Raw genomic sequence first — 19903 nt, 5'->3', positions numbered from 1 at the left:
TCGCCGGTCACGGGGCAGCCGGTCCCCCCGCCCGGTTTCTCTGCAGGCTTACCGTCTCGCGGGCGGGCTCCGGCCCGCGGATAGAATCGAGGGGCCCGCCCGACCCCGCCCCAGGAGACTGCTTCCCCCGTGCACCTGAAGACCCTCACCGTGCGCGGGTTCAAGTCCTTCGCCTCCGCGACCACGTTCGAGTTCGAGCCGGGGGTCACCGCCGTCGTGGGCCCCAACGGCTCGGGCAAGTCCAACGTGGTGGACGCCCTGTCCTGGGTGATGGGGGAGCAGGGGGCGAAGTCCCTGCGCGGCGGGAAGATGGAGGACGTGATCTTCGCCGGGACCTCCGGGAGGGCGCCGCTCGGGCGCGCGCACGTGTCCCTCACCATCGACAACGCCGACGGCGCCCTGCCGATCGAGTACTCCGAGGTGACGATCTCCCGGACCCTCTTCCGCACCGGCGGCTCCGAGTACGCGATCAACGGCCGCGCCTGCCGGCTGCTCGACATCCAGGAGCTGCTCTCCGACTCCGGGCTCGGCCGGGAGATGCACGTCATCGTGGGCCAGGGCCAGCTGGACCGCGTCCTGCACGCCACCCCGGAGGAGCGCCGCGGGTTCGTGGAGGAGGCCTCGGGCATCCTCAAGCACCGCCGCCGCAAGGAGCGCACGCTGCGCAAGCTGGAGGCGATGCAGGCCAACCTCGACCGCCTCGAGGACCTCACGGCCGAGCTGCGCCGCCAGCTCACCCCCCTGGGCCGGCAGGCGCGGACCGCCCGCCGCGCCCAGCGCATCCAGTACGACGTGCGCGACGCCCGCGCGCGGCTGCTCGCCGACGACCTCGTGCAGGCCCGCACCACGCTCGCGGTCGACGAGGACCTCGAACGCCGGCTGCGCGCCGAGAAGGCGGAGGCCGAGCGCGCCCTCGACGCCGGCCGCGCCCGCCGCGCCGACGTCGAGGCGCGCGCCGCGCAGGCCACCCCCGCCCTCACCGCCGCCCGGGACACCTGGTACCGGCTCGCCGCCGTGCAGGAGCGCTACCGCTCGCTCGCCTCGCTGGCCGCCGAGCGGCGCCGGCTGCTCGGCACCGCGGAGGAGCCGGCCGACCCCGGGCGGGACCCGGACCGGCTCGCCGCCCAGGCGGCCCGCACCCGCCAGGAGCAGGCCCGGCTGGTGGAGCAGGCCGAGGACGCCACCGCAGCCCTCTCCGCCGCCGTCGAGGACCGGGAGGCCGCCGAGGCCGCCGCCCGCGCCCAGGAGGCGGTCGTCACCGGGCTGCTGCGCTCGGCCGCCGACCGCCGCGAGGGCGCGGCCCGGCTCACGGGCTCCGTGGCCGCCGCCCGCTCCCGGGTGGAGGCCGCCGAGGACGAGCTGGCCCGGCTGCACGCCACCCACGCCGAGGCCGGCGCCCGCCGGGAGCAGGCCGGCGCCGAGGCCGGGCGCCTGGCCCTCGCCGCCCAGGACGCGCGCACGGCGGCCGGGCGGGCCCGCGCCGAGCACGACCGGGCCGCCGCCGCCCACGCCGGCGCGCGGACCGCCGCCCGGGAGGCCGAGGCGGCCGCCCAGGAGCTGCTGCGCGCCCACGACGCCCAGGCCGCCCGCGCCGAGACCCTGCACGCCGCCCTGCGCCAGCCCGACGGCTCCGGCGCCGTGCGCACGCTGCACGCCGAGGCCGTGGTGGGCGCCGTCGCGGACCTCGTCGGCGTCGAGCCCGGGTGGGAGCGGGCCGTGAGCGCCGCCCTCGGACCCCTCGCCGACGCCCTCGCCGTGCGCTCCCACGACGCCGCGCTCGCCGTGCTCGAGTCCCTGCGCGCCGGGGGAGAGGGCCGCGTGCACCTGCTCGTGGCCGGCGCCGCCCCGGGGGAGCCCGCGCTGCCCGCGGCCGTCCTTGACCGCCCCGGCACCCGGGCCGCGGCCTCGGTCCTGCGCCCCGGCACCGCCGGCGGCACCGGCAACCACACCGGCGACCACACCGGCGACCACACCGGCGACGACGGCGCCGCGGCGGGTGCCGCGGCCGTGCGGGCCGCGCTCGCCCGGACCGTGCTCACCGAGGACCCCGCCACCGCGGCGCAGCTCGCCGCCGCCGAGCCGGGGCTCACGGCCGTGACCCGCGACGGCGACGTCTTCACGGCCTCCAGCGCCCGGGGCGGGGCCGCCGAGGCCGCGGGCACGCTCGAGACCCGCGCGGGCGCCGAGCGCGCCGAGGCGGAGCGCGCCCGGCTCGCCGCGTCCCTGGACGCGGCCCGCGCGGGGGCCCGCACGGCGGGCGCGGCGCGCGACGCCGCCCGCGCCCGCGCCGAGGAGGCCGCCGCCGCCCTGCGCGCCGCGGAGCGCTCCGCCGACCGGGCGGCGGCGGAGCTGTCCCGGGTCCGTGCCGTCCTGGACTCCGCCGAGGCCGAGACCGGGCGCCTCGACGACCAGCTCGCCGCCGCGCGCACGCACCTCGCGCGCGAGCAGCAGCGCCTGCGGGAGGCCGCCGAGCGCCTCGCGGCCGCCGAGGACCTCGGCGCGCAGGACACCGAGGCCGCGCAGCTGGAGGCCGCGGCCCGCCGCGACGCGCTCCAGCGCGCCGCCACGGACGCCCGCTCCGCGGAGACCGAGGCCCGGCTGGTGCTGCGCTCGCTCGAGGAGCAGGCCCGCGCCGTGGGCACCCGGGCCGCGTCCCAGGAGCGGGCCGCCGCGGCCGAGCGCCGGGCCCGGGAGGAGGCCGAGCGCCGGGCCCGGCGCCGGCGCCTCCAGGCCCGCACCGCCGAGGCCGTGCTCGACGCCGCCGAGCAGCTGCTCGCGCACGTCGGCGCCTCCGTGGCCGCCGCCGCCCACGAGCGCGACCGGGCCGAGGCCGTGCGCGCCGGCCTCGACGCGGAGCTCGCCGACCTGCGCGCGGCCGACGACCGGCTCGCGGCCCGGCTCGCGCAGCTCACCGACTCCGTGCACCGCGACGAGCTGGCCCGGGCCCAGCACCGCGCCCGCATCGAGGCCCTCGAGGCCCGCTCCCGGGAGGAGCTGGGGCTGACCCCGGACGCGCTCGTGGAGCACTACGGCCCGCACCTGCCGGTCCCCGAGCCGGTCGCGGACGCCGCGGACGCCGCCGGCGCGCAGGACGGTCCGGACGCGCCGCCGCCCGCCGGCGACGGGCAGGGCGGCCTGTCCGGGACCGCGCAGGGCAGCCCGTACGTGCGGGCGGAGCAGGAGAAGCGGCTGCGCCGCGCCGAGAGGGAGCTGGCCTCCCTGGGGCGGGTCAACCCGCTGGCGCTCGAGGAGTTCGCCGCCCTCGAGGAGCGCCACCGCTTCCTGGCCGAGCAGCTCGAGGACCTCAAGCGCTCCCGGCAGGACCTGCGCAGCATCATCCGGGACGTCGACGACCACGTCGAGCGCGTGTTCACGCAGGCCTACGCCGACACCGCCCGGCAGTTCGAGGACGTCTTCGCCGCGCTCTTCCCCGGCGGGGAGGGCCGGCTGCGGCTGACGGACCCCACGGACATGCTCACCACCGGCATCGAGGTGGAGGCCCGGCCCGCCGGGAAGAAGGTCAAGCGGCTGTCCCTGCTCTCCGGCGGGGAGCGGTCGCTGACGGCCATCGCGCTGCTCGTGGCCATCTTCAAGGCCCGCCCCTCGCCGTTCTACGTGATGGACGAGGTTGAGGCCGCCCTCGACGACCGCAACCTCGGGCGGCTGCTGACGGTCTTCCGGCAGCTGCAGGAGACCTCGCAGCTGATCATCATCACGCACCACAAGCGCACCATGGAGATCGCCGACGTCCTCTACGGGGTCTCGATGCGCGGCGACGGCGTCACCACGGTGGTCGGGCAGCGCCTCGCCGAGCTGCGCTGAGGGGTGCCGGGGCGAGCTGCGCCGCGGGGGTGGCGCAGCGCGCTACCGGCCGCCCGGGTCGTCCGTGGGCACGGGGACGGCGCCGGGGCGCTCCAGCGTGTCCCGGACCGGCAGCCACGCCAGGGCCGCCACGAGCAGCAGCGCCCCCGAGACGCCGAAGGCCCAGCCGAAGCCGGCGGCGTCGGCGAGCGCCCCGGCGACGACGGGGCCGAGGATCTGCCCGGTGTCCGCGCTCATCTGGTACCGGGCCAGCACGGGCCCGCCCGCCCGCCCGGGGCCGATGACGTCGGCCACGGCGGCCTGCTGGCCGGGGTTCATCGTCCCCGAGCCCATGCCCGCGACGAGGGAGAGCACCACGAACCACGGCACGTCCTGGGCGAGGCCCAGGGCCATCGTCGCGAGCCCGTTGACCACGAGCCCCACGAGCACCAGCGGCCTGCGCCCGAACCGGTCGGTGAGCCGGCCCGTGACCGTCAGGGCCAGGGCGTTGCCCGCGGCGAACACCGCGAGGGCGAGGCCTGCCACCTCGGGGCCCGCCCCCAGCACGGCCACCGCGAGCAGCGGCACGAGGGCCACGCGGATGCCGTAGGAGGTCCAGCCGTTGGCGAAGTTCGACACGACGGCCGAACGGTAGGCGCCCACCGACCAGGCCTCGGCCACGGTCATCACCGGCTGGGCCGAGCCCCCGCGGCCGGCGCCCAGGACCTCGTCCTTGAGCCGGAAGTGCACCACGGCCACGGCCACCACCAGCGCGCCGGCGTAGATCAGGAACGGGGCCTGCATGCCGAGCCCGGCGAGCAGCCCGCCGACCACCGGCCCGAGCACCCCGCCGACGAGGAACGCCGAGGCGTAGTAGCCCGAGACCCGCCCGCGCATCTGCGGCGGCGCCAGGCGCACGATCAGGCCCATCGCGGAGATCGTGAACATCACGGAGCCGATCCCGCCCAGCCCCCGGAACAGCAGCAGCTGCCAGTAGGTCTGCGCGAACGCCGTGGCCGCCGAGGACAGCGCCACCACCAGCACCCCGACCACGTACGTGGGGCGCTCGCCGATGCGGTTGACGATCCGCCCGCCCGCGGGCGCGAAGAGCAGGCGGGCGAGGGCGAACGCGCTGACCACGGCGGAGGCTGCGGCCACCCCGACGCCGAAGGTCGAGGCGAACTGGGGCAGCACCGGGGCCACGATGCCGTAGCCGATGGCGATGACGAAGGCGGCGGCGACGAGCACCGTGATCTGCTGCGGCACGCGGTCACGACCGGGGTCGCTGGCCGGGCCGGGCGCGGGGGCGGGAGGCTGAGCGGGCACCCGACGAGTCTAGGACCCCGGGCCGACCGCGGCCCGGTCGGCGGGGCAGGGCGGTGTGAGAAGCTGGGGGACGTGGATTCGATACCGGTCATTGTTTACGTGCTCATCGCCGTCGTGGTCCTGGGTCTGCTCGGTCTGGTGCTGCTGCGCGGGCCGAAGGCGCCCCGCGGCGGCTACGCCTCCACGCGCGACCCCGACGACCTCGGCGGCGACCCCGTGCAGGCCCCCGGCGAGATGCGGGCGGGCACCACGGAGACCGCCCCGGAGGACACGCGCCCGCGCCTGGACCGGCCCGAGTCGGCGGCCTCCCGGATGGCGCGGCTGCGCGGGCGGCTGGCCAAGTCCAACAACGTCTTCGGCAAGGGCCTACTGTCCCTGCTCTCCCGCGACCGCATCGACCAGGACGTGTGGGACGAGATCGAGGAGACGCTGCTGCTCGCCGACCTCGGCACGGACGCCTCCCTGCGCCTCGTCGAGGCCCTGCAGCGGCGCGTGAAGGTCGAGGGCGCCGACGACCCCGCCCACGTGAAGGCCATGCTGCGGGAGGAGCTCGTCGCGCTGGTCGACCCGTCGATGGACCGCTCCCTGGCCGTCGGGCGCAAGGGCCCCCTCCCCGCCGTCGTGCTCGTGGTGGGCGTCAACGGCGTCGGCAAGACGACGACCGTGGGCAAGCTCGCCCGCGTGCTCGTGGCCGAGGACAAGGAGGTCATGCTCGGGGCCGCGGACACGTTCCGCGCCGCCGCCGCGGACCAGCTCGCCACGTGGGGCGCCCGCGTGGGCGTGCCCACGGTGCGCTCGGCGACGGAGGGCGCCGACCCCGCCTCCGTCGCCTACGACGCCGTGGTCGCCGGCATCGAGCAGGAGGCGGACGTCGTGCTCATCGACACCGCCGGGCGGCTGCAGAACAAGGCGGGGCTGATGGACCAGCTCGGCAAGATCAAGCGCGTCGTCGAGAAGGCCGCGGAGGTGGACGAGGTGCTGCTCGTCATCGACGCCACCACCGGCCAGAACGGCATGACCCAGGCGCGGGTGTTCTCCGAGGCCGTCGACGTCACCGGCATCGTCCTGACCAAGCTCGACGGCACCGCCAAGGGCGGCATCGTCGTCGCCATCCAGCAGAGCCTCGGCGTGCCCGTCAAGCTCATCGGCCTGGGGGAGGGCCCCGACGACCTCGCGCCCTTCGAGCCCGGGAGCTTCGTGGACGCGCTCCTCGACTAGCGCGGCACGCGCCCCGCCGTGGGGGAGCGCAGGAGGGCCACCGGGCGCGTCCCGGTGGCCCTCCCGCGCTCCCCCACGCCGGTTTAACGCCGCCGTAACCCCTGCGGCACCCATGAAACACGGCGGCAACGCAGCACGGGCGCAACGGAAACATCTCTCTCGGAGACTCGAAGGAAACGGTGAGCACCGGACGGCCCCATGGGGAGCGGGCCAGTGGCACCGGTGAACGACCAACCTGAAAGAGAAGAGAGGTGCAGATCGTGGAAATCACCGCCGGACACGTCTGGACGATCGTCGCAGCCGCCATGGTCTTCTTCATGACCCCTGGCCTGGCCCTGTTCTACGGAGGCATGACCCGCGCCAAGGGCGTGCTCAACATGATGATGATGAGCTTCATCGCGATCGGGTTCGTCTCCGTCGTGTGGGTGCTGTGGGGCTACTCCATGAGCGGCGGGGACCCGCTCCTGGGCGGGATCACGGGCAGCCCCGTCCCGTCCTTCGCCCTGGGCAGCATCATGGGCACCGAGGACCTGCTCGGCGCCGCCTACGGCGGGACCTTCGCCATCATCACCGTCGCCCTGATCTCGGGGGCGATCGCCGACCGCGCCAAGTTCGGCGCGTGGGCCCTGTTCGTCCCGGTCTGGGCCACCCTCGTCTACGCCCCGCTCGCCTACATGGTCTGGGGCGGGGGCCTCCTGACCGAGGACGGAGCCATCGGCGCCGCGCTCGGCGAGGCCATCGACTTCGCCGGCGGGCTCGTGGTGCACATCAACGCCGGCGTCGCCGCCCTGATCCTCATCTCCATCGTCGGGGCCCGCAAGGGCTTCGGCCAGGACCCGAGCCAGCGCCCGCACAACCTGCCGCTGGTGATGCTCGGCGCCGCGATCCTGTGGTTCGGCTGGTTCGGCTTCAACGCCGGCGCCGCGGGCACCGCGGAGCAGGGCGGGCTGATCTGGATCAACACCCTCGTGGCGCCCTCCGCCGCCATGCTCGGCTGGCTGTTCACCGAGCGGATCCGCGACGGCCACCCGACGTCCCTGGGCGCCGCCTCCGGCGCCGTGGCGGGCCTCGTGGCCATCACCCCGGCGTGCGCGAACGTCTCCCCGGTGTGGGCCATCGTGCTCGGCTTCGTGGCCGGCATCGCCTCCGCGCTCGCCGTGGGCCTGAAGTACAGGATGAAGATGGACGACTCGCTGGACGTCATCGGCGTGCACCTGGTCTCCGGCGTCGTCGGCACCGTGGCCCTGGGCTTCGTGGCCCTGCCCTCCGAGGGCACCGCGGGGCTGTTCTACGGCGGCGGCTTCGGGCTGCTGCTCACCCAGGTCGTGGCCGTGGTCGTCTCCGTGGCCTACTGCGCCGTGCTGACCTTCGTGATCGCCTTCGTGATCGACAAGACCGTCGGCTTCCGCATCACCGAGCGGGAGGAGATCGACGGCATCGACATCACGCAGCACGCCGAGACCGGGTACTCCCTCTCCGGCGACGCCACCGGCTCCTTCACCCCGGGCCGCCACGCCGCGGCGGAGACGGCCGCGTTCGTGCCCGCCGGCGCGGAGGCCGGGAGCGCCGCCGGCGCCGAGCCCGCCCGCTCCGAGCGCGTGCCCGGCTGACCGGCTCGTTCCCCGCGTGCGCCACCCACATCCCACGAAAGGCAGCTTCTCCATGAAACTCGTCACCGCGATCGTGCGCCCGGACAAGTTCAAGGACATCAAGTCCGCGCTCGAGTCCTACGGCATCCAGGGCATGACCGTGCAGAACGTCTACGGCTACGGCCAGCAGCGCGGCCACACCGAGGTCTACCGCGGCGCCGAGTACACCGTGGACCTGCTCGAGAAGGTCCGGATCGAGATCCTCGTCGACAACGACCAGGCGACCGACATCGTGGACGTCATCGTCTCCTCCGCCAACACCGGCCGCGCCGGCGACGGCAAGGTGTGGGTCGTCGACGTCGCCGAGGCGGTGCGCGTGCGCACGGGCGAGCGCGACGAGACCGCCCTGTAGCACCCGCGGCCCGCGACGGCCGGTCCACCGCTTCCCGGCGGCGGACCGGCCGTCGTCGTCCCCGGGCGGCGCCGCCCATGGGGCAGCACCGCCCGGAGTTGGTAACCTTGGAGACTGACCCGGCGTATCGGGCCGGGCGCCGGCGCGGTGCAGACCGCGGCGCGCCGGCCGCCTCCCTCGACGAAAGCAGCTTTCGACCCGTGTTCAATTCACTGTCCGACCGGTTGACCGCCACCTTCAAGAACCTGCGCGGCAAGGGCCGCCTCACCGAGGCCGACGTCGACGCCACCGTGCGGGAGATCCGCCGCGCCCTGCTCGACGCCGACGTCGCCGTCCCGGTCGTGCGCGAGTTCACCGCGGCGGTCAAGGAGCGCGCCCTCGGGATCGAGGTCTCCGAGGCGCTCAACCCGGGCCAGCAGGTCGTGAAGATCGTCAACGAGGAGCTGCAGAACATCCTCGGCGGGCAGACCCGCCGGATCCGGATGGCCAAGACCGGCCCCACGATCATCATGCTCGCCGGCCTCCAGGGCGCCGGCAAGACCACCCTGGCCGGCAAGCTCGGCAAGTGGCTCAAGGACCAGGGGCACCGGCCCCTGCTCGTGGCCTCCGACCTGCAGCGGCCCAACGCGGTCACCCAGCTGAAGGTCGTGGGCGAGCGCGCCGGGGTGCCCGTGTTCGCGCCCCACCCCGGCACCACCTCCGAGTTCGACGACCCCACGGGCGACCCCGTGCAGGTGGCCCGCGACGGCGTGGCCCAGGCGCGCGCCCGGCTGCACGACGTCGTCATCGTGGACACCGCCGGCCGGCTCGGCATCGACGAGGCCCTGATGGCCCAGGCGCGGGACATCCGCGACGCCGTCCAGCCCGACGAGGTGCTCTTCGTCATCGACGCGATGGTCGGCCAGGACGCCGTCAACACCGCGCAGGCGTTCAACGAGGGCGTGGACTTCACCGGCGTCGTGCTCTCCAAGCTCGACGGCGACGCCCGCGGCGGCGCGGCCCTGTCCGTGGCGTCGGTGACCGGCAAGCCGATCATGTTCGCCTCGACCGGTGAGAACGTCGGCGACTTCGAGCAGTTCCACCCGGACCGCATGGCGTCCCGCATCCTCGACATGGGCGACGTCCTCACCCTGATCGAGCAGGCCGAGAAGCAGTGGGACCGCGCCGAGGCCGAGAAGATGGCCCGGAAGTTCACCGACCAGGAGGACTTCACCTTCGAGGACTTCCTCGCGCAGATGCAGCAGCTGCGCAAGATGGGCTCGATGAAGAAGATGCTCATGATGATGCCCGGCGCCGCCGGCATGCGCGAGCAGCTCGAGAACTTCGACGAGCGGGAGATCGACCGTGTCGAGGCCATCGTCCGCTCCATGACCCCCCACGAGCGCGTCGCCCCGAAGATCATCAACGGCTCCCGCCGCGCCCGCATCGCCAAGGGCTCGGGCGTGACCGTCTCCGAGGTCAACCAGCTCATGGAGCGCTTCGCCCAGGCGCAGAAGATGATGAAGCGCCTGGCCCAGGGCAAGGGCGTGCCCGGCCTGCCCGGGGGCATCCCCGGCATGCCCGGCGCCGGCGCCGGCGCGGGCGGCGGCAAGAAGGGCAAGGGCAAGGGCTCCGCGAAGAAGGCCGGCTCCCGCTCGGGCAACCCGGCCAAGCGGGCGCAGGAGAACGCCGCCCTGGAGCAGCAGCGCAAGCAGAAGGCGCCCGTGGGCTCGGCCTTCGGCACCCCGCAGCAGGAGCTCGACCCGGCAGACCTCAACCTGCCCAAGGGCTTCGAGAAGTTCCTGGGGAAGTGACCCGGCCGTGACGTCCTACCTCTCCGAGGCCGAGCTGAAGAAGTTCGTCGACTCCCTGCCCACCCGACGGCTCGCCGCCGAGGCGCTCATCCGGGACCCGCAGGGCCGGGTGCTGCTCGTCGAGCCCAACTACAAGTCCGACTGGACCGTGCCCGGCGGGACCGTGGAGGCGGGGGAGGACCCCCGCACCGGGTGCTTCCGGGAGGTCGCCGAGGAGGTCGGCCTGGACCTGCCGCCCGGGCGGCTGCTGGCCGTGGCCCACGGCGTGGCGATGGGCATCTGGGGGGACTCCGTCTCGTTCGTCTACGACGGCGGGGTGATCGACGCCGACACGCCCATCACCGTGCAGGAGGAGGAGCTGCTCAGCCACCGCTGGACGGCGCCCGAGGAGCTGGACGGGTACCTGCGCCCCGGCCTGGCCCGGCGCCTGCGCCTGGCCCTGGCCGCCCTCGAGGACGGCACCGTCGCCGAGACCGTCAACGACGCCGGCTGAGCCCCCGGGCGGGCCGGGGCGACGGCGTAGCATGGACGCCATGACCTCTCTGCCCGCCGACGACGTCGCCTCCCCCGCCTCCGCGTGGGACCTGGTCCCCGCCACGGTGCTCTGCGCGGAGGAGGCCGCCGCCCCGGACACCCCCGGGCCGCGGCCCCCGCACGAGGGGGTGCGCGGGACCATCGCCCGGCACCGCCTGATCGGCGCCTGCGCCGAGGGGCCCCGCGCCACGCAGCTGATGTTCCTCGCGGACGCCGGGGGCCGCCTGGCCCGCGCCGCCGAGGACGGCGGCGTGGAGCCCGGGTGCACCCTCGACGAGCTCGCCGCGGACCTGTCCCGGGCGACCGGGCAGCAGCTGCAGCCGGAGCACCCCTCCCTGCGCCGCGTGCTGCTGGTGCGCCTCGACGCCCCGGAGCTGCCCGTGCTGGCGGCCCTGTCCGGCACCGGGTTCACCGCCGTCTCCCGGCACGGGTGGTCCGTCGTGGTCTTCGACGACGAGGTCGACTTCTGGGCCGTGCGCACGGGGCTCGCCGAGACCGCCGTGGTGCTGTCCTCGGACGGGGCGACCCGCTCCCTCGAGGTCCTGCTCGCGGGGGAGGACCCGGCGTCCGTCACCGACCTCGAGGCGGCCGACGCGGTGTGCGTGCTCGAGTGGGGGCCCGAGTGGCACCCGGCGGGCGGGCTGGCCGCCGGGGCGGAGGACACCCCCGCCGCCCGCTTCGAGCACGAGCTCGTGCAGCTGTGCAGGAGCCGGACCTCCGAGCTGCAGCTCGAGTCCGTCGCCTCCGTCTTCGACCTCGACCCGGCCGAGACGAACCGGCTGCGCAACTACGTGCGCGGCGGCTCCACCGACCTCGTGCTGGAGTCCGTGCTCCAGCTGGTGGGCCTGCCCGTGCTCGCCGCCAAGATCGTGGAGGGCCGGCGCACGCCGGCCGAGCTCGAGGACGCGGAGCACTACGAGCCCACGGCCGTGGGCCCGGCCGTGCTGCGGGGGATGACCATCGCCCCCACCGGGGACGGACTGTTCGCCCGCTACCAGCGGGCCCTCGTCCGCCGCCCCGAGCTGCTGCTGGCCATCGCCGGGACCGAGACCGCGCTTGGCGTGGGCCTCGCCGGGGCCGCCCGCCGCGGCAGGGCCGGCGCGCGCGTGCTCGGCACCCTCTCCGCGGCGCTGCTGGCCGACGCCGCCGCCGAGAGCGCCTACTACGCCGCCCTGCGCAGCGCCCGCCGGCAGCGCCCCGGGCGCACCGCGACCCCCGAGCCCGAGGAGCCTGTGGTGCCCGCCGACGCGGCGGTCCCCGCTCCCGTCCCGTCCGGCTCCCGGGCCCGGCTGCGCCGGTTCTTCGGCCTGGGCTGAGGCCGCGACCGCACGCCCCCGGTCGCTCCCGCCCGCCGGCCCCGCCCCCAGGACCGGGGACCGGCGGGTCGGGCGCGCCCGACTTGACCGCGTCTGGCATACTGGACGGGTACTCGATGCGTGCGGTCCCTCTCGCCGCACGTTTCTCGTGTCCACCGAACCCCTGCGACCGGCCCGCCCCACGGGAGCGAGACCAGGGCGTTCACCTCATCCAAGAACCAGGAGAGTCCACACCAGTGGCTGTTAAGATCCGTCTCAAGCGCATGGGCAAGATGCGCGATCCCCGTTACCGCGTCGTCGTCGTCGACTCCCGCAAGAAGCGCGACGGCCGCGTCATCGAGGAGATCGGCAAGTACCACCCCACCGAGCACCCCTCCTACATCGAGGTCGTCTCGGACCGGGCCCAGTACTGGCTCGGCGTCGGCGCCCAGCCGTCCGAGGCCGTCGCCGCGATCCTCAAGGTGACCGGTGACTGGCAGCGCTTCAAGGGCCTGGAGGGCGCCGAGGGCACTCTCCAGCAGCCCGCGGCCAAGGCCGAGTTCGTCACCCCGGACAAGGGCTCCGTGATCATCCCCGAGGCGATCACCCCGAAGGCCGAGAAGGCCGAGGCCGAGACCCCGGGCGCCCAGTCCGACGACGCCCCCGCGGCTGACACCGAGAAGGCCGAGTAGTCGTGCTCGCCGGCGCGTTGGAGCACCTGGTCCGCGGCATCGTGGACAGCCCCGATGACGTCGACGTCCGGCTCAAGAACGGGCGCCGCTCGGAGACGCTCGAGGTCCGCGTCCACCCGGACGACCTCGGCCGCGTCATCGGCCGCCAGGGCCGCACCGCCAAGGCGCTGCGCACCGTGATCGGCGCGCTCGCCCAGGGCGAGCCGGTCCGGATCGACGTCGTCGACACCGACCGCCGCACCCGCTGAGGCGGGCCCGGCGCCTCAGCGGCCGGCCCCGCCACCCGCACGGTCCCCGCATCCGCACCGGATGCGGGGACCGTGCGCTTTCCCGGCCCGCCCGCCGGGCGCACCCCCTGTCGCGCGGACCCGCGCGCACCCGTCGAATCCCCTCAGGAGCACCATGAAGGTCCAGGTCGCCCGCATCGGCAAGCCGCACGGCATCCGCGGGGAGGTCACCGTGCAGCTGTACACCGACGCCCCGGAGGAGCGCTTCGCCCCCGGCGCCCGGCTGCTGGTCGAGCCCGTGCCCGCGCTCGCCCCCGACGGCACCGTCACGGTCCGCTCCGCGCGCTGGAACAAGGCCGTGCTCGTCGTCGGGCTCGAGGAGGTCCCCGACCGCAACGGCGCCGAGACGCTGCGCGGGTGCCGGCTCTTCACGGAGGCGCAGGAGGACGACGAGGACGACGAGGCCTGGTACGAGCACGAGCTGGTCGGCCTCGAGGCGCGCACCGGCCCCGAGGACGGCACCGGGCCCCGCATCGGCGTGGTCACCGGGCTGGTGACCATGCCCGTCCAGGACCTGCTCGAGGTCGAGCTCGACGAGGACGGCCGGACAGCCGTGCTGCCGTTCGTCGAGGAGATCGTCCCGGTGGTCGACCCCGAGGCCGGGTTCGTCGTGGTGACCCCGCCGCCCGGCCTGCTGGAGCTCGGCCGCGACGACGCGGACACCGGCGCGGACGATCCGCACGAGGCCCCCGGGGCGGAGGGCGGGCGCTGATGCGGATCGACGTCGTCAGCATCTTCCCGGAGTACCTCGCCGCCCTGGACCTCTCGCTCATCGGCAAGGCCCGGCAGCAGGGACTGCTGGAGCTCACCGTGACCGACCTGCGCCAGTACGCGACCGACCGGCACCGCACGGTCGACGACACCCCCTACGGCGGCGGCGCCGGGATGGTGATGAAGCCGGAGCCGTGGGCGCAGGCGCTCGAGGCCGCCCTCGGGCGGGGCCCGGTCGCCGGGATGCCGGGGGAGCGGCCCGTGCTGGTCGTCCCGTCACCGGCGGGGGAGGTCTTCACCCAGGCCACCGCCCGGGAGCTCGCCGACCGGGAGCACCTCGTCTTCGCGTGCGGGCGCTACGAGGGCATCGACGAGCGCGTCGTCGACTGGTCCCGCGAGCACTTCGAGGTCCGCCCCATGAGCCTCGGCGACTACGTCCTCAACGGGGGAGAGGTCGCCGTGCTCGCCATGGTCGAGGCGATCGGCCGGCTCGTGCCCGGGGTGATCGGCAACCCCGAGTCCCTCGTCGAGGAGTCCCACTCGGACGGCCTGCTCGAGTACCCCGTCTACACCAAGCCCGCGCTGTGGCGGGACCGGCCCGTCCCGGAGGTCCTGCTCTCCGGGCACCACGGCAGGATCGCCCGCTGGCGGCGGGACCGGCAGCTGCAGCGCACCGCCGCCCGCCGCCCCGACCTCGTGGCGGCCCTCGACCCGGCGGCCCTGGACCGCGCCGACCGAGCCGTGCTCGCGGAGGCGGGCTGGCGGGTCGACGGCGGGCGCCTCGGGCGCGCCGCGGACGGCGCGCCCGGCGCACCTGTGGCATAATGGTCAGCTGTGCGTCTGCTGGGCACGCCCCCGCCGCAGGGGGATGAGCGACCAACAGCCGACGCCCGGGAGCCCCGCCGGGGGCCCCGGACACCACGTCTTGCGGACTCCGCACCCGCTCCGGGGACCACCCGGTGCGCACCACGGGTCCGCGCCGATCCACGTGAGCGGCCTGCGGCGTTCACCAGGAGGAACACCATGAACATCCTCGACCAGCTCGACGCCAAGTCCCTGCGCGACGACGTCCCCGACTTCCGCCCGGGCGACACCCTCAACGTCCACGTCAACATCGTCGAGGGCAACCGCTCCCGCGTGCAGGTCTTCAAGGGCTTCGTCCTGGGCCGCCAGGGCGCGGGCGTCCACGAGACGTTCACCGTCCGCAAGGTCTCCTTCGGCGTCGGCGTGGAGCGCACCTTCCCGGTGCACTCCCCGGTCATCGACAAGATCGAGGTGGTCACCCGCGGTGACGTCCGCCGCGCGAAGCTCTACTACATGCGCGACCGCCACGGCAAGGCCGCCCGCATCCGCGAGAAGCGGGACAACACCGTTGCCGCGGGCAAGTCGGCCAAGTCCGGCAAGTAGGACGGCCCGCGCTTCGGTGCCCACCGAGATCCGGGCGCGGGACCCGCACACCACCGGGTCCCACGCCGTACGGCGAGAACGCCAGTCCCGCACCCGGGGCTGGCGTTCCGTCGTCCTCGCCCTGCTGATCGCCGTGGTCCTCACCGGGCTGCTGCGCGCGTTCCTCGTGGACGTGTACTGGATCGGCTCGGACTCCATGCAGCCGACCGTGGAACCGGGGGACCGGGTGCTCGTCGGCAAGCTCCTCGACGAGAGCGAGCCCCGGCGCGGCGACCTGGTGGTCTTCGACGGCCGGGGCAGCTTCGCCCCGCTGCGCAGCGACGACCCGTGGCCCGTGCAGGTCCTGCAGGCCCTGGGCCGGTGGAGCGGCCTCGCCGGCTCCGACACCGTCTACCTCAAGCGGGTGATCGGCGTGCCCGGGGACACGGTCCAGTGCTGCGGGCCCTCGGGGAAGCTGCTGGTCAACGGCCAGGAGACTACCGAGGCCTACATCCACCCCGACGACCGGCCGAGCACCGTGGAGTTCACCGCCGTGGTGCCCGAGGGCCGGCTCTGGCTGATGGGGGACCACCGGTCCGTGTCGGTCGACTCGCGCAGTCTTCTCGGCGCGCCCGGCGGCGGACTGGTCCGAGCGGATAAGGTCATCGGAGTACCCGTTGCTGTCCTGTGGCCCCTCGACCGGGCCGGACAGCTGTGACGCGATCCCGAGGGATCCGGACCCGGACGCGCACAGGCGCCCGCCCAGGAAGGACGAGAGCAGTGGCCGACAGGACGTTCCCCGCCGGCGACGGCGCACCGCACGAGGACAGCGGCCCCGCCGGGCGCGGCATCCCTCCCGCACCGCTGTCCGACGCCCCCGCCGACGGCGCCGCGGCCCCCGGCACGACCGGCGCCGCCACCGGCACGGCCGATGCCGCCACCGGCAGCAGGGCGCACGACGGGCCCGGCGCCTCACCCGGCGCGGAGCCGGCCACGCGGCGCGCCCGCCGGCGCAACGGCCGGGCCCGCAAGCAGCGCCCGGACACGTTCTGGGGCTCGGCCCGGGAGATCCTCCTGGTCCTGCTGTGGGCCGTGCTCATCGCCTTCGTCGTCAAGAGCCTGCTCGTGCGCGGCTTCTACATCCCGTCCGGGTCCATGGAGAACACCCTGCAGCTCAACGACCGGATCTTCGTCAACGTCGTCGAGCCGACGCTCGGCCCCCTGGAGCGGGGCGACATCGTCGTCTTCGAGGACGCCAAGGGCTGGCTCCCCGAGCAGCCGGACGACGGCGCCGGGCCCTCCGACGCCGTCTACGACGCCCTGGCGTTCGTGGGCGTGCTGCCCGACCGCACCGACCAGCACCTCATCAAGCGCGTGGTCGGGGTGGGCGGCGACCACGTCGTGTGCTGCGACGGCTCCGGCCGGGTCACGGTCAACGGTCAGGCCCTCGAGGAGCGCGACGCCTACCTCTACGCGGGGGCGGAGCCGTCTGAGATCCCCTTCGACGTCGTCGTGCCCGAGGACCACTACTTCGTGCTGGGCGACCACCGCAACGCGTCCGCCGACTCCCGCGTCCACCTCCAGGAGCCGTCGGAGGACAGCGCGTTCATCAGCCACGACGACGTCGTGGGCACCGCCTTCGTCATCGCCTGGCCGCTCAACCGGTTCGAGTGGCTGCAGAACCCCGGCGACGTCTTCGGGACCGTCCCCGACCCCTCCACCGGTGGCTCCTGATCCCCGCCCGGCCCGGCGCGCCGCGACCGTCCGCGGCGCGGCCCCCGGGCTGGCCGTGGAACGGTCCCTCGAGGAGGCCGGTGCCCGGCACGTCGGCGGCATGGACGAGGTCGGCCGCGGCGCCCTCGCCGGCCCGGTCACGGTCGGCGTCGTCGTGCTGCACCCTGGCACGGAGCGCGGCCTGCCGGGGCTGCGCGACAGCAAGCTGCTGAACCCGGCCCAGCGCGCGGCCCTCGTCCCGCGCGTGCTCCGCTGGTGCGCCGCCGGTGGCGTGGGCCACGCCTCTCCCGGGGAGATCGACGCGCTGGGGCTGACCGGGGCCCTGCGCCTGGCCGGGCGCCGGGCCCTCACGGCCGCCGCCGGCGGGGGCGCGCCCGCACCAGACGTGGTGCTCCTCGACGGCAGGCACGACTGGCTCTCGGAGCCGGCCGCCTCCCTGTTCGACTCCGTCGCGCCGGCCGGCCCGCCCGGCGCCCCCGCCGGCTGGTCGGGAAAGGTCGTCACCCGGATCAAGGCGGACCTCACGTGCGCGAGCGTGGCGGCGGCCAGCGTGCTCGCCAAGGTCGAGCGGGACCGGATCATGGAGGAGCTCTCCGGGGAGTGGCCGCAGTACGGTTGGGACAGCAACAAAGGCTACGGTGCCGGGGGGCACCGCCGGGCCCTCGAGGAGCGGGGACCCACGCCGCACCACCGGCTGAGCTGGCGGCTGACCCGGCCACCGGTCCCGACCGCTCCGGGCACGACCCCACAGAGCACGAGCAGAGACGAGACGACATGAGCGCCGAAGAACTCGAGAACTTCGAAACGGACCTGGAGCTGCAGCTCTACCGCGAGTACCGGGACGTCGCCGGGCTGTTCCAGTACGTCGTCGAGACCGACCGCCGGTTCTACCTGGCCAACTCCGTGAAGATCGAGCCGGTGGAGACCAGCAACGGGCTGTACTTCGACGTGGAGCTCAAGGACGCGTGGGTGTGGGACGTCTACCGCTCCGCCCGCTTCGTCAAGCACGTCCACGTCATGAGCTTCAAGGACGTCAACGTGGAGGAGCTCGCCCACGCCGACCCCTTCAGCGTGCCGGGAGCGGCAGGACCCGCGGCCGGAGGGCCGGCCGGCTCCTGAGCGGGCCGCGCCGATCCCGGACCCGCTCCGGGGACACCGGCACTGCACAGGCGGGCGGCGGCGCAGCGACCCGCCGCGGGGGTGCGGCACGACGGGCCCGGCACCGGAAAGCCCCGTGCCGCCGGCCGACCAGGGAGGTGCCGCGTGGGTCGTGCAAGCGCGGCCGGGGCGCTGGGACGGCACGGTGAGGAGCTCGCCGCCGAGCACCTGGCGCAGCGGGACTACCGGATCCTGGCGCGCAACTGGCGTGCGGACCCCGTCCGGGACGGTGTCCGGGGTGAGGCCGACCTCGTCGCCGAGCACGACGGGTGGCTGGTCGTGGTGGAGGTGAAGACCCGTTCGAGCTTTCGTTACGGCCATCCGTTCGAGTCCATTACGCCGCCCAAGGCGGTGCGCCTGCACCGCCTGGCGGTCGCGTGGGCCCGTCTGCACGACCGCGACCCCCGTCTGATCAGGGTCGACGCCGTGGCCGTGACGGCCCTGCCCGGGACGCCGCCCTGCATCGAGGTGCTGACCCGGATTCATTGAGACGCGCCCCTCGAGTGGCGGCGTGACATGCCCCGTAGGACGTGCCACTGTGGAACCGTCGACGACCGGGGAAACGACGGAGGTGCGCCTTGGCGGCATGCGGACCGATCGCGGCATCACGCCGTGCGCCGGCGCTCACCGCAGCCCTGATCGCCGGCGTGTCCGGGGTCGTGGCCCTCGCCGCCACGGGGTGCGGCCTGCTGAACCGGCCCGAGACCGAGGCGGTCGCGCAACCGGGCACGGTCACCCCGGCACCGACCGGCCTGAGCCAGGGCGCCTACGCCCTCCAGACCGAGGACGGCGCCGTCATCACCTTCGACCTGCCCACCGCGCCCGCGCCCGACAAGCACGTCGAACGCCTCCGGCGCGACCTCCGGGTCGAGCCCGTCACCTACGTCCAGGTGCACATCGACAACTCCAAGGGCACCCGGCCCGTCGAGATCAAGGATCTGAAGGTGATCAGCCACGAGGGCGGGCTCTTCCCGTTCGAGACCGCCGCCGAGGTCCTGGGGGAGTGGGACCCCAACCGCTCCGCCCTCGGCGGATACTGGCGCGCCGACGGATCGTCCCCGAACCTGCAGGAGGGCGCCGCGCTCGACGCCCGTACACACGAGCTCATCGACCGGTACACCGGCGTCGTGCCGGCAGGCGGCACGGGCCGGGAGCTGATGATCGGCGAGTTCGACCACCTGCCGCAGACCTTCGACGACGTCGAGCTCACGCCCTACCTGCACGAGCGGGCGCTCGGTCCGGCGCCCGTCGGGCACGGCCCCGAGGAGCTCCAGTACCGGGAGGAGCAGCCCACCCAGGAGGCTCCGGAACCGGCGGAGCCCGCTCCCGTCCCCGCGCCGGCGGAGCCGGCCCCGGCGCCGGCGGAGCCCGCCCCCGCCCCGGCGCCCGTGAAGCCCGAGCCGGCCCCGAAGCCGGTGGAGCCCGTGCCGACCCTGCCGCCCGCGCCACCGCCCGCGAAGCCCGCGCCGCCGCCCGCCAAACCGCTCGAGCCGCCCACGGCGGAGCCGACCACCGCACCTCCGCTGCCGGTCGAGCCGGCCCCGACGACGCCCCCGGTCCAGCCGACCCCGTCACCGACCGTGCCCGGCCCGGTCGGGACGGCCGGCAACCCCACGCCTGCGCCCACGCCCACAGGCACGCCCACGGCGGCGGCGACGATCCCGGTTGCGCCCACGGTCTCGCCCACCGCGGCGGCCACGCGCCGGCCGTGGCCGCCGGCGCCGGTGGCCGGCGCGCCGACCCCCACCGCGAGCGCCGGGAGCACCACCGGTCCTGAGGCGACTGATCCTGAGGCGGCACCGACGACCTCACCCTCCCCGGCCACCTCCTCCTCCCCGGCCACCTCCTCCTCCCCGGCGGCCTCGCTCCCCGTCCTGCGCGACGAGGCCTGAACCGGGGGAGTTCTCCACAGACGCGCTCCGGACCGTCCCGTTCCCCGGGACGGCCGCGGAGCATGGGAACGGGAG

Annotated in this window: 19 protein-coding genes; 18 read left to right on the top strand and 1 reads right to left on the bottom strand. The window is 75.1% G+C overall.

Annotated elements, in window-relative coordinates; genetic code table 11:
* Positions 1 to 129: 129 nt before the first annotated feature.
* Positions 130 to 3822 (top strand): chromosome segregation SMC family protein, encoded by a 3693-nt coding sequence (locus M3185_RS01415; protein WP_251331894.1) that lies wholly within the window; start codon positions 130 to 132, stop codon positions 3820 to 3822.
* Between the two features lie 42 nt (positions 3823 to 3864).
* Here the strand turns inward: M3185_RS01415 and M3185_RS01410 are convergent, their stop codons facing one another.
* Positions 3865 to 5127: an MFS transporter gene (locus M3185_RS01410; protein ID WP_251331893.1), complete on the bottom strand. Its 1263-nt coding sequence runs from the start codon at positions 5125 to 5127 to the stop codon at positions 3865 to 3867.
* Positions 5128 to 5199: 72 nt separating this feature from the next.
* Between M3185_RS01410 and ftsY the strand changes: the two genes are divergently transcribed.
* The 17 genes from ftsY (at position 5200) to M3185_RS01325 (ending at position 19828) form a co-directional block, all read left to right on the top strand.
* Positions 5200 to 6345, top strand: a complete 1146-nt coding sequence (gene ftsY / locus M3185_RS01405) for a signal recognition particle-docking protein FtsY (RefSeq protein WP_251331892.1) — start codon at positions 5200 to 5202, stop codon at positions 6343 to 6345.
* Positions 6346 to 6605: 260 nt separating this feature from the next.
* Positions 6606 to 7955: an ammonium transporter gene (locus M3185_RS01400; RefSeq protein WP_251332071.1), complete on the top strand. Its 1350-nt coding sequence runs from the start codon at positions 6606 to 6608 to the stop codon at positions 7953 to 7955.
* A 52-nt stretch (positions 7956 to 8007) separates the two neighbouring features.
* Positions 8008 to 8346, top strand: coding sequence for a P-II family nitrogen regulator (locus M3185_RS01395; RefSeq protein WP_251331891.1), 339 nt, complete (start codon positions 8008 to 8010; stop codon positions 8344 to 8346).
* Positions 8347 to 8546: 200 nt separating this feature from the next.
* Positions 8547 to 10139: a signal recognition particle protein gene (gene ffh, locus M3185_RS01390; RefSeq protein WP_251331890.1), complete on the top strand. Its 1593-nt coding sequence runs from the start codon at positions 8547 to 8549 to the stop codon at positions 10137 to 10139.
* Positions 10140 to 10146: 7 nt separating this feature from the next.
* On the top strand, positions 10147 to 10632 hold the full coding sequence (locus M3185_RS01385; protein WP_251331889.1) for an NUDIX domain-containing protein: 486 nt from the start codon (positions 10147 to 10149) through the stop codon (positions 10630 to 10632).
* Positions 10633 to 10672: 40 nt separating this feature from the next.
* Positions 10673 to 11989, top strand: coding sequence for a hypothetical protein (locus tag M3185_RS01380; protein ID WP_251331888.1), 1317 nt, complete (start codon positions 10673 to 10675; stop codon positions 11987 to 11989).
* Between the two features lie 236 nt (positions 11990 to 12225).
* A complete protein-coding gene (rpsP, locus tag M3185_RS01375; RefSeq protein WP_251331887.1) occupies positions 12226 to 12660 on the top strand; it encodes a 30S ribosomal protein S16 in 435 nt (144 codons plus the stop codon).
* A gap of 2 nt (positions 12661 to 12662) precedes the next feature.
* On the top strand, positions 12663 to 12908 hold the full coding sequence (locus M3185_RS01370) for an RNA-binding protein (RefSeq protein WP_251331886.1): 246 nt from the start codon (positions 12663 to 12665) through the stop codon (positions 12906 to 12908).
* 154 nt (positions 12909 to 13062) lie between these two features.
* On the top strand, positions 13063 to 13659 hold the full coding sequence (gene rimM / locus M3185_RS01365) for a ribosome maturation factor RimM (RefSeq protein ID WP_251331885.1): 597 nt from the start codon (positions 13063 to 13065) through the stop codon (positions 13657 to 13659).
* Positions 13659 to 14483, top strand: coding sequence for a tRNA (guanosine(37)-N1)-methyltransferase TrmD (trmD, locus tag M3185_RS01360; protein ID WP_251331884.1), 825 nt, complete (start codon positions 13659 to 13661; stop codon positions 14481 to 14483). Before rimM ends, trmD begins: the two co-directional genes overlap by 1 nt.
* Positions 14484 to 14681: 198 nt before the next feature.
* A complete protein-coding gene (gene rplS, locus M3185_RS01355; protein WP_251331883.1) occupies positions 14682 to 15065 on the top strand; it encodes a 50S ribosomal protein L19 in 384 nt (127 codons plus the stop codon).
* A gap of 16 nt (positions 15066 to 15081) precedes the next feature.
* A complete protein-coding gene (lepB, locus tag M3185_RS01350) occupies positions 15082 to 15762 on the top strand; it encodes a signal peptidase I (RefSeq protein ID WP_251331882.1) in 681 nt (226 codons plus the stop codon).
* Between the two features lie 62 nt (positions 15763 to 15824).
* Positions 15825 to 16778, top strand: coding sequence for a signal peptidase I (gene lepB / locus M3185_RS01345; protein ID WP_251331881.1), 954 nt, complete (start codon positions 15825 to 15827; stop codon positions 16776 to 16778).
* Complete coding sequence (locus tag M3185_RS01340) at positions 16768 to 17556, top strand: ribonuclease HII (RefSeq protein WP_251331880.1); 789 nt, start codon at positions 16768 to 16770, stop codon at positions 17554 to 17556. The genes lepB (M3185_RS01345) and M3185_RS01340 overlap by 11 nt, the downstream gene beginning before the upstream one ends.
* Positions 17553 to 17897 carry a DUF2469 domain-containing protein gene (locus M3185_RS01335; protein WP_251331879.1) on the top strand — a complete coding sequence of 115 codons (345 nt, stop codon included), beginning with the start codon at positions 17553 to 17555 and terminating at the stop codon, positions 17895 to 17897. Before M3185_RS01340 ends, M3185_RS01335 begins: the two co-directional genes overlap by 4 nt.
* Before the next feature lie 144 nt (positions 17898 to 18041).
* The gene (locus tag M3185_RS01330) at positions 18042 to 18425 is read left to right on the top strand and encodes a YraN family protein (protein ID WP_251331878.1); all 384 of its coding nucleotides are present in this window, start codon (positions 18042 to 18044) and stop codon (positions 18423 to 18425) included.
* Between the two features lie 158 nt (positions 18426 to 18583).
* Entirely contained in the window at positions 18584 to 19828 is a 1245-nt protein-coding gene (locus M3185_RS01325; protein ID WP_251331877.1) for a hypothetical protein, read from the top strand.
* Positions 19829 to 19903: the final 75 nt, after the last annotated feature.

Origin of the sequence: Kocuria rosea (assembly GCF_023715525.1) — a bacterium.
GTDB classification, from domain to species: domain Bacteria; phylum Actinomycetota; class Actinomycetes; order Actinomycetales; family Micrococcaceae; genus Kocuria; species Kocuria rosea_A.
The sequence above is the reverse complement of the archived record's forward strand: the minus strand, read 5'-3'. Positions and strand labels throughout refer to the sequence as shown.